At 70.2% G+C, this 7,973-nt stretch carries 13 protein-coding genes; 3 read left to right on the top strand and 10 right to left on the bottom strand.

Annotation, left to right across the window (positions count from 1 at the left end; translation table 11 throughout):
• Positions 1-309 (bottom strand): helix-turn-helix domain-containing protein (locus BMY88_RS14560; protein ID WP_139220484.1); only part of this gene is annotated, 309 nt, incomplete at its 3' end.
• A 380-nt stretch (positions 310-689) separates the two neighbouring features.
• Between BMY88_RS14560 and BMY88_RS14555 the strand changes: the two genes are divergently transcribed.
• From BMY88_RS14555 to BMY88_RS14545, 3 genes are all read left to right on the top strand, one after another.
• Positions 690-1,058, top strand: coding sequence for a hypothetical protein (locus tag BMY88_RS14555; protein WP_091944650.1), 369 nt, complete (start codon positions 690-692; stop codon positions 1,056-1,058).
• A gap of 117 nt (positions 1,059-1,175) precedes the next feature.
• Entirely contained in the window at positions 1,176-2,000 is an 825-nt protein-coding gene (locus BMY88_RS23440; protein WP_139220483.1) for a hypothetical protein, read from the top strand.
• An 11-nt stretch (positions 2,001-2,011) separates the two neighbouring features.
• Positions 2,012-2,287, top strand: coding sequence for a hypothetical protein (locus BMY88_RS14545; RefSeq protein ID WP_139220482.1), 276 nt, complete (start codon positions 2,012-2,014; stop codon positions 2,285-2,287).
• Here the strand turns inward: BMY88_RS14545 and BMY88_RS14540 are convergent, their stop codons facing one another.
• The 9 genes from BMY88_RS14540 to BMY88_RS14505 form a co-directional block, all read right to left on the bottom strand.
• On the bottom strand, positions 2,288-3,709 hold the full coding sequence (locus tag BMY88_RS14540; protein ID WP_091944641.1) for a terminase large subunit: 1,422 nt from the start codon (positions 3,707-3,709) through the stop codon (positions 2,288-2,290). It lies immediately after the preceding gene.
• Between the two features lie 2 nt (positions 3,710-3,711).
• Positions 3,712-4,005 (bottom strand): terminase small subunit, encoded by a 294-nt coding sequence (locus BMY88_RS14535; protein ID WP_211435657.1) that lies wholly within the window; start codon positions 4,003-4,005, stop codon positions 3,712-3,714.
• 93 nt (positions 4,006-4,098) lie between these two features.
• On the bottom strand, positions 4,099-4,374 hold the full coding sequence (locus BMY88_RS14530) for an HNH endonuclease (RefSeq protein WP_139220481.1): 276 nt from the start codon (positions 4,372-4,374) through the stop codon (positions 4,099-4,101).
• 139 nt (positions 4,375-4,513) lie between these two features.
• Entirely contained in the window at positions 4,514-5,308 is a 795-nt protein-coding gene (locus tag BMY88_RS14525; RefSeq protein ID WP_091944637.1) for a hypothetical protein, read from the bottom strand.
• Between the two features lie 9 nt (positions 5,309-5,317).
• Complete coding sequence (locus tag BMY88_RS14520) at positions 5,318-5,515, bottom strand: hypothetical protein (protein ID WP_091944634.1); 198 nt, start codon at positions 5,513-5,515, stop codon at positions 5,318-5,320.
• A 185-nt stretch (positions 5,516-5,700) separates the two neighbouring features.
• The gene (locus tag BMY88_RS14515; protein ID WP_091944631.1) at positions 5,701-5,889 is read right to left on the bottom strand and encodes a hypothetical protein; all 189 of its coding nucleotides are present in this window, start codon (positions 5,887-5,889) and stop codon (positions 5,701-5,703) included.
• Positions 5,886-7,103, bottom strand: a complete 1,218-nt coding sequence (locus BMY88_RS14510) for an AAA family ATPase (protein WP_170861114.1) — start codon at positions 7,101-7,103, stop codon at positions 5,886-5,888. Before BMY88_RS14510 ends, BMY88_RS14515 begins: the two co-directional genes overlap by 4 nt.
• Complete coding sequence (locus BMY88_RS23435) at positions 7,100-7,678, bottom strand: DnaB-like helicase N-terminal domain-containing protein (RefSeq protein ID WP_139220480.1); 579 nt, start codon at positions 7,676-7,678, stop codon at positions 7,100-7,102. Before BMY88_RS23435 ends, BMY88_RS14510 begins: the two co-directional genes overlap by 4 nt.
• Entirely contained in the window at positions 7,675-7,863 is a 189-nt protein-coding gene (locus BMY88_RS14505; RefSeq protein ID WP_091944625.1) for a helix-turn-helix domain-containing protein, read from the bottom strand. The genes BMY88_RS23435 and BMY88_RS14505 overlap by 4 nt, the downstream gene beginning before the upstream one ends.
• Positions 7,864-7,973 lie beyond the last annotated feature (110 nt).

The following is a 7,973-nucleotide window of genomic DNA, read 5'->3' as shown; positions in this document are numbered from 1 at the left end:
CGGCAGCGGCATCACCTTCCCGCGAACCAGTTCCACCACCAGCCGCCGCGGCCCCCACGCCCGGTGCTCCCGCCGCAGCTCCAGCACCGCTGCCTCGACCACCGCCGACATCTGATGCGGACACGACCCCGGCCGGTGCGACCGGTCGGCCAACGCCTCCAGCCCGCCGTCCTCATACCGCCGCAGCCACGCGTGCACCGTCTGCCGGGACACACCCCACTGCTGAGCCACCGAGCTCACCGGATGGCCCTCGGCGATCACCGCCAACACCGCCCGATAGCGCTGCTCCGCCACGCTCAACTCCCTCATCGAGGGAGCGTCAAGGATCAGCCGAAACAGCTGTCAACCATCAACCGCAACACTGTCACGGCTCACCCGAAGCTCCGTGGTCAAGCATCAGGCGAAACAACACACATCACACGGTGGGCCCCGTGGGGATCGAACCCACAACCCGCGGATTAAAAGTTCCGAGGGTGGACGTACGGGGTCGTTCACCGCCGTACGGAAGCGCAGGTCGAGCGCGAGTCGGCACAACCGAGGACCGTCGCGGACAGCCCCGGACGGTCGCCGCTGGCACACAAAGTGGCACCACGTCAGACGCACCCCGTAGAAAGCGAACGGCTCCGTCTCGGAGACAAGGCCGAGACGGAGCCTTGATCCCCAACCATCCTCAGAAAGGCCGGAGATCCATGCACGACGCTACTGACCACGAGCTCACCGCGGACGACATCGTCGCCGCTGTCACCCGACTGCAGGACGACTGCGATGCCCTGCGCATCGAGGTCGACGACCTGATGATCGAGCGCGACGAGCTGCGCCGGCAGATCGAGCAGCTCACGAGGGACGTGCTCGTCACCTGCATCATGCGGGACATCCCCGGCGGCCGTGGGTGGTCCTATGTCGAGGACGCCCAGGTGCTGGCGCTCTCGCCCGACCTCGACTCGGCGACGGAGGCGCGACTTCTATCGCAGGTTGTGCGCCCGGACCTCGTGGCCTGCGACGGCTGCGGCGCCCCGCACCGGTCCAACGCGCCCTGCGGAATCCATGGCGCAGCCTGACCCTGATGTAGGCGGCGCCCCCGGGTTGAGCACACAGCCCCGGGGGCGCCGTCGTGTCCCTCGAACTAGCGACTGCCGGCGGCATCGACACCGCATCGGCTCTGCCACGCTGCGGGGGTGCTCGACTGGCTCCCTGATTTCACGGCCTGGACGCCCACCGACTGGGCGGCACTCGGCCCATACGTCACAGCTCTCATTGCCGTATTCGCCGGCGCCGTCGCTTGGCGCCAACTACGGGAGGCACGCCGCCTCAGGCGAGAGCAGGCGCAGCCCTACGTCGCTTGCTTCGCTGAACCGACCCCCGGTCACGACCAGGGGGTCGACATCGTGATCCGCAATTTCGGCACCACCATCGCCCGCGACGTCACTATTTCGATATCGCCAGACGTCATGCGCAGTGGAGGCCCGGGTCGTCCGCCCGAGGAAGTTCGACTGCCGACCCATATACCCGCACTCGTGCCGGGCCAGGAGTGGCGAACGTGGTGGGACCTCGGCCCCAGTCGCGCAGAACTAGACCTAGTCGGGCGCCACGAGGTCGTTGTTGCATATCGGGACAGCCAAGGAAAGAAGTTGCCGCCCACTCCCTCGGTCCTCGATTGGGAGTACTTCACTCAACACACCTTCTTGGTGACGAAGGGGCAGCACGAGATGGCCACCGCCCTGCAGGAGCTCAGCAAGACGGTGGCGAGCTTCAAGTACCGCCACAACGGCGGCTTTGCTGCTTTCGTCCGCAATGCGGATGCCCTCGATCAGCGCGAGCGCGAAGACATGCCGCGTCGGATGGCGCACCATCGGCGCCTCGTAGCCGAGGTCAAGCAGGCTCAAGCCCGCTGGAGACAGCAACGGGAAGCAGAGGGTGCGGCGGACGAAGCACCTTCCGACCGGCAGGAGACGGCGGCCACCACGAACGGCTGGTGGCGGCGCCGCGGCGGAGGCCGATAGCCTTCCGCCCCGTGGTGGCCAGGGAGCACGACATTGACTGTCCGCTCTATCCGGCTCACTGGTTGCGGCGTGCGCTTGAGGCCGTCGAGCAGATGGTGGCCGGCGACCCCGACGGCGACGCCGACCGACTGTCAGCAGCGGCACTGCTCAACGGGTTGCAGCACTATGCGCACGCAACCGGCTGGGAGGTAGTCACCTTGAGGGACGTGGCGGAGTACGCGACGTTGATGTCCGAGGAACAGTTCCCACCGTGCGACTGCATCGGGCCTTCAAAGCTTCGGTGGTGACTACGGCAGCCCCACCAGCCAGCCGCCCGTGATTCGGGGCGTCGTGGTGAGCCCGTGGGCGGCGATGGTCACGGCGACCAGCGCGGAGACCCGTGGGTCCTTGCGCGAGAGCACTCGCTGCCCGGCGTCGCCGGAGGTCGACCAGCGGGCGACGGCGACGGCGTCGTTCAGCTCCGGTTGGTTGCCGTGCCGCAGCGTGCGCGCTGAGACGGCGGCGTCGAGCGCAGCGCAGGCCTCGACGTAGAAGCGCCGGCTGACGGTCTCCACGGTCACGCCGGCCGACTGCAACGCCGGCAGCAGGAACGCGGCCGTGCCGGTCTGCTCGATCAGCAGCCGACCGTTCCATGCGCGCAGCAGTTCGGCACAGCGGTCCACAGCCCAATCCACACCGGCGCGTTGGTCGGCGAGCATGACGTGCGCGGCGCCGTCGGGTCGTCGCCAGGCGACGCCCACCGAGGCGGTGGAGTGGTCCACGGCGACGTCGAGGACGAACACCGGGCGGTCGCCACGAACCGCGTCCGGGTCGGCGAGCGATGTCCAGATCGTCGCGTCGATGGCTGAGCCCACGGCGGTCACCCACTGGTTGAGGACCTCGGTGCGGAACACGTCCTCCGGGTCCGTCTCCAGCGCCGACGCGATCGCCTGCTCGGTCATCCGGTGGCCCAGCGCAGGGTTGGCCTCTCCCCAGGCGGCACGGTCGTCCAGCGCGCAGCCGTCGGGAGCTGACCACTCGAAGATGCCCAGCGTCGTGCTGCGGTCTGCGGCCGAGGCGAGAGCCTTCTCGCGGAGGGAGGCGAGGACGACGGAGGACCTGTCCCCGGCGTTGGAGAACCCGAGCACCTGGGGCGCCGGCCGGGCAAGCGTCGTCTTCGTGATCGCCGACCACGCCTCCCAGTCGCGGTGCTCGCGCAGCTCGTCGAGCAGGACCAGATCCGAGGACAGCCCACGGCCGCCGGAGCGGGTCGCGGCGGCCACCTTGTAGCGCTCGCCGGAGGTCAGGCGCATGAACTTGTCGCCGTTGGTTCGGGAGACGTGCGCGACCTCGCGGGCCAGCTCGGGGACACTCTCGGCCATCAGCAGAGCGCCGGTCCACGTCTCCTCGGCCAGGGCCAGGTTCTGCGCCGTCCCGAGCACCAGCGGGGCGCCGTCGACGTACATCCGCCACAGCGCGAGCACCTGAAGCAGGGTCGACTTCCCGGACTGTCTCGCGGTCCCGACCAGCAGCGTGCGGAAGCGGAACGACCCGTCGTCGGCCAGTTCGAGCCCGTGGATCAGCACCCACTTCTGCCAGGGCATCAGCTCCAGGCCAAGCACGTCCTCGGCGAACTCGATGACCTCGAACCCGCGGCTCGTCTCGGGCGTCAGCTCCCCGGCCGGCGGTGTCGCCAGCCGTGGAACCTCGGAGCCGATCAGCGTCGTCATCGTCACGAGGACCGCCGACCACGGAGGGCCGCCAACTTGCCGGCCACCTGCTCCTCGACGCCGAGCGCCTTCCGCTCAGCCGGCGCGCCACCGAGAGCGCGCAGCACTCCGGAGAGGTTCTGCCCGATGTAGCCGGCGGCCTTGTCGTCGGTGGCCGCGTCGATCCGGCGGGCGTAGTCCAGCGCGAGGGCCACCATCGCGCCGTCGGCTGGTTCAAGCCACGTCATCGCCTCAATGGCGGCCGTCACAGCCCCCAGGAGAGCCTGGGACGGCGGGAGCGGATGCAGGGTGCCCATGTAGGTCTCCTAGGTGGGTGGGGGGCGCGGGGACGGACGATTCAGGGCGGGGTCACCCAGCCGGCGGGGGCGGGGAGGGGCCGGCCCCGGGGGTCACCACGTCAGCCGCGTTACTCGACCGGCAGTCCGCTTCTTCGCGTTCGTGATCCGCGCACCGCCGGCGTAGTTGTCGGCAGCGCAGGTGCCGCGCAGGTTGGTGAGGTCGTGCGCGAGATCGGGTCGGACGCTCAGCGGGATGATGTGGTCGACCGTGGTGGACCACCCGGTGCACTTGGGTCCGCGGATGGTGCAGTACGGGTCGCGGGCCAGCACCTCGGCACGGATGCGACGCCACGGTCGGCCGTGGCGACCGTGATGCTTCGCGGTCATCGCAGCCGATGACCGAGGGTGCGGGAGTCGGCGCCGCAGGTCGGGTCACTGGCCGGCCTAGGACCGACCGTCCGCCTTCGATCCCCGGCAGGGTCACCGCATGACCGAGGTGACGTGAACGTCACCGACTCCCGCGGTCTCATCGGGAGGCGAGCCCGACCATGCGAGCCCACGCCTCGCGGTCGGCACGCCCGGCCTCGAGGGCGGCGGCCTTCTCGGCGTCGGCGGTGGCCTGCTGTCGCTCGGCAGCGCGTGCGACGACGTCCAGCGCCTGCTCTGCGTCGTTGAGCGCGGGCGCGATGCCGGGCACGGCATAGAGCTGGAGCAGCCGCTCGTTGCCTCCGGTGCCGCTGACGATCTGCTGCGCGATGTCGAGCGTCCCGCCGTGCGCCTGTCCGGTCAGCGTGACGATGGTGGCGACGTCGAACCCGTTGGCTCGGCCCGACCGCAGGAAGCTGCGGATCTCGGCCAGGAAGGCCAGCGCGTCGCGGGTGCGGTGGTACAGGCTCGCGGCGGCGGGGCCAGTCTTCAGGACCTGTGCGCCGTCGCCGTACACCTCGGCGGTGAGGCCCGCGGCGAGGGCGTCGGTGACGACCGCGGCGGCCTCGAGGAACCGGGGCCGCAGCTCCTCCACAAGCCGGTCGTGGTCCTCGGCAAAGGCGACGTTGACGCGGCGGCCGAGCTGGTTGGAGACGCCGCCCGCGATCTCCTGGGTTCCGGCCTTCACTGCGCGGGTGAGCGCGGCCTCGCGGAGAACCTTGGGTGCGTTGGCCGCGGTGAGCTTGTCCAGGTCGACGCCGGCCATCGGGTCGGCGAGGGCTGCCTCGTTGACGGCTCGGATGATGCCGAGCACCCGGGCGGCCTCGGCTGGCAGCTCGATGCCGAGGTCGGCGTAGGCGCGGGCGCGGAGCGTGGCGTTCATGGTGGCGTCCATCGGGTTCTCCTAGAGGCTCGTGGTGCGGTTGACGGGGACGCCGACAGCTCGGCTGATCGCAGCCGTAAGCGCGTCGTCGTCGTTGAGGGCGAGCGGGGTGCCGGCGCCAGGCGCCGGGCCGTCGTGGATCTCGCAGCGGGGCATCTCGTGGCCGCCGAGCGTGAGCTTCATCGACTCGGCGAGGGTCATGCACTGGCAGGTGGCCATCGGTTCTCGGTTCTCCTAGGTCAGGTAGTGGGGCGGTTCGTTGGCTTCGCGGTGCCGTCGGGCGTCGCGGACGCTCTGCGCCCGCTTCTGTGTTGAGTGGCTCCGGTCCGGGCGGCATCCGTCGCAGCACCCGAACCGGGCCGTTCTGGTGACCTCCAGACCGCACTCGCGGCAGTGCCAGGTGGTCATGCGGTCCTGCCGATCAGCAGCGCTTCGAGGAAGTCGGCTGCGGCGTCCTCCTGGCCGGGATAGGCCTCGAAGCGCTTCCCGCCGTCGGGCAGGAGCTCGGTCCGCCCGTAGCCGGCGGCGGCACATCGCTCGAACGCGGCGTTGAGGACCGCGACCCAGGCGGGCGGGATGGGCTGCGCGGTCATGCGCCCACCGCCAGCCTCAGCGCCCGGCCGTGTGCCTCGGCGGCCTCGCGGGTGAGGTCGGGCTGCCGGGCGACGACCGCCTCGGCGAGCACGTCCTCCGAAGGGAGCAGCGAAGAGCGCGAAGGGAGCGGGATCTCGGTGTCTGCTCCCTTCGCTCCCTTCGTGCTCCCTTCGGAGTCGTCGGTGATGAGGCGCCACACCCAGCCGCCTCCGAAGCCGGCCTTCTCGGAGCGCACCCGCTTGCCCTTGGCCCGCTTGAGCGCGTCGCGGCTGTAGCCCTCGGCCTGGCCCGCCTTGAAGACGTCCTTGGCTGCCGCCTCGCCGCTGCTGCCGGCAAGGAAGTCGACCAACCAGTCGGCGACCTCCTCGCGCTCGCTGCGGTCGGTGTCTCCCTGCGGGCTGCGCTGGAGGAGATCCCGCACGGTCGTCTCGGACTCCCCCAGCCAGGCGACTCGCCCGACGCTGGCCGTCCCGCCGTCGTCGGCGAGCACCTGCGACTCCTCGATGCGGTAGGCGAGCGACGGGACGTCGAGGGTCTGCCCGTTCGTCTTGATGACCGACAAGGTGCATGTGCCCTCGTCCTCGTCGCGGGCACAGCCGAGGGCCTGCCGAATGATCTGCCCGTAGGCACCAGCGCCGCCGATGGAGTCCAGAGGCTCGGAGCCGCTGGTGCTCTTGCGGAAGTGACCGATGCCGAGGACGGCGGTGTGGGTCTGGTGGGCCAGCGCCTTGAGCTTCTCCAGCTGCGGACGCACGTTGCTGTTGTCGTTCTGCTGACCCTCGAGAGACGAGTTGAGGGCGTCGAGGACAACCAGGGCCGGCCGCAGCTCGGCGATGGTGGCGCGGAGCTGGTCGAGGTCGGCGTCGATCAGGAGCGGGCTGCCGTCGGACTGACCGTGCACCACGTCGACGATGTGAAGCCGGTCGGCATCTCCCTTGGCGGCGACGAACCGGGCCTTGAAGACGCCCTCGGAGTCCTCCGTGAGGCTGTAGAGGACGTTCTGCGGGCGTCCGAGGAAGTCGCCGTCCAGGCGGCCGGTGGTGAGGTTCGCTGCGACCTCGGCGGCCACCGTCGACTTCCCGACGCCCGGCTTCCCGACGAGCATCGCCAGCTCGGCCACCGGCAGGTAGTTCGTCCAGAGGTAGCGAGTCGGCAGGATCTTCACGTCGTGCAGTGACCGCATCCGCAGCTTGCGACCATCGGGCTCGGTCACGCGCTCACCGCCCGCAGGGTGGGTGCGTGACCACTGAGACCGTCGCGCCGGTTCAGCAGGCGGCGGACGGTGCGGCACTCGGCATCGAGGATGTCGACCATGACGTCGAGCGCCGATCCCTCGGCGGCCTGCCGGACGCGGTCCCCGAGGGCGATGCATGACCGCCGCAGCGCGTCGTCGATCGTCCCCAGGGCGTAGGACCGCCACGACGCGGGCGTCGGCACCGAGCCGAACAGCTCGGCCAGCCGCAGGGCGAAGGCGCTGACGGCGACCGACCCGGTGACGATGCCGTCCGCTCGAGCTCGGGCCAGCACGACGGCCGGGTCCGGCGCGATCCTCTCGGCCACCAGCCGGCGCATCGTCGTGACGATCAGCCCGTGCATGTAGTCGCCGAGGTCGTCGTCGTGCACCAGGTCGAGGGCCTGCCCGGCGAGCGGCGCCGGCATGTGCAGCACCGCGCCGACGAACGCCGACTCGGCATCCAGTCCGTAGGTCGCGGTACCGTGAACCTGCCCGCCCGGCATGTTCGTGACCGCGCCCGTCTGGACCCGCTCCAGGCGGGCGTTGTCGTTCACGCCGCGCCCCGGCGCTCCAGTCGGGCGACGTACTCCTCGACCGCGCTCGCGGGCACGAACCGACGTCGGCCGATCTTCACCGTGCGCAGCTCTCCAGAGCTGATCAGCTCGTAGACCTTGGTCCGTCCGAGACCGCCGAGGGCCTGGCTGGCGTCTGGGTAGACCGGAAGCAGTACCGGCTGCATATCGACTCCCTGAATTGCAGCCTTGGAATTTCCAAGGCACGAGCCGGACGGTAGAGGACGTGGGCGGGTTCGTGCAACCTTGCGCGGACGAAGGTTCCATCTGTACGTTG

Origin of the sequence: Trujillonella endophytica, from assembly GCF_900110555.1 — a bacterium.
Taxonomy (GTDB): Bacteria; Actinomycetota; Actinomycetes; order Mycobacteriales; family Geodermatophilaceae; genus Trujillonella; species Trujillonella endophytica.
The sequence above is the reverse complement of the archived record's forward strand: the minus strand, read 5'-3'. Positions and strand labels throughout refer to the sequence as shown.

What these genes read in the sequence shown, in the direction of transcription:
- BMY88_RS14555 (WP_091944650.1), top strand. Translation starts at nt 690, where the DNA reads ATGCACGACGCTACTGACCACGAGCTCACCGCGGACGACATCGTCGCC.
- BMY88_RS14540 (WP_091944641.1), bottom strand. Translation starts at nt 3,709, where the DNA reads ATGACGACGCTGATCGGCTCCGAGGTTCCACGGCTGGCGACACCGCCG.
- BMY88_RS14535 (WP_211435657.1), bottom strand. Translation starts at nt 4,005, where the DNA reads ATGGGCACCCTGCATCCGCTCCCGCCGTCCCAGGCTCTCCTGGGGGCT.
- BMY88_RS14530 (WP_139220481.1), bottom strand. Translation starts at nt 4,374, where the DNA reads ATGACCGCGAAGCATCACGGTCGCCACGGCCGACCGTGGCGTCGCATC.
- BMY88_RS14525 (WP_091944637.1), bottom strand. Translation starts at nt 5,308, where the DNA reads ATGGACGCCACCATGAACGCCACGCTCCGCGCCCGCGCCTACGCCGAC.
- BMY88_RS14520 (WP_091944634.1), bottom strand. Translation starts at nt 5,515, where the DNA reads ATGGCCACCTGCCAGTGCATGACCCTCGCCGAGTCGATGAAGCTCACG.
- BMY88_RS14515 (WP_091944631.1), bottom strand. Translation starts at nt 5,889, where the DNA reads ATGACCGCGCAGCCCATCCCGCCCGCCTGGGTCGCGGTCCTCAACGCC.
- BMY88_RS14505 (WP_091944625.1), bottom strand. Translation starts at nt 7,863, where the DNA reads ATGCAGCCGGTACTGCTTCCGGTCTACCCAGACGCCAGCCAGGCCCTC.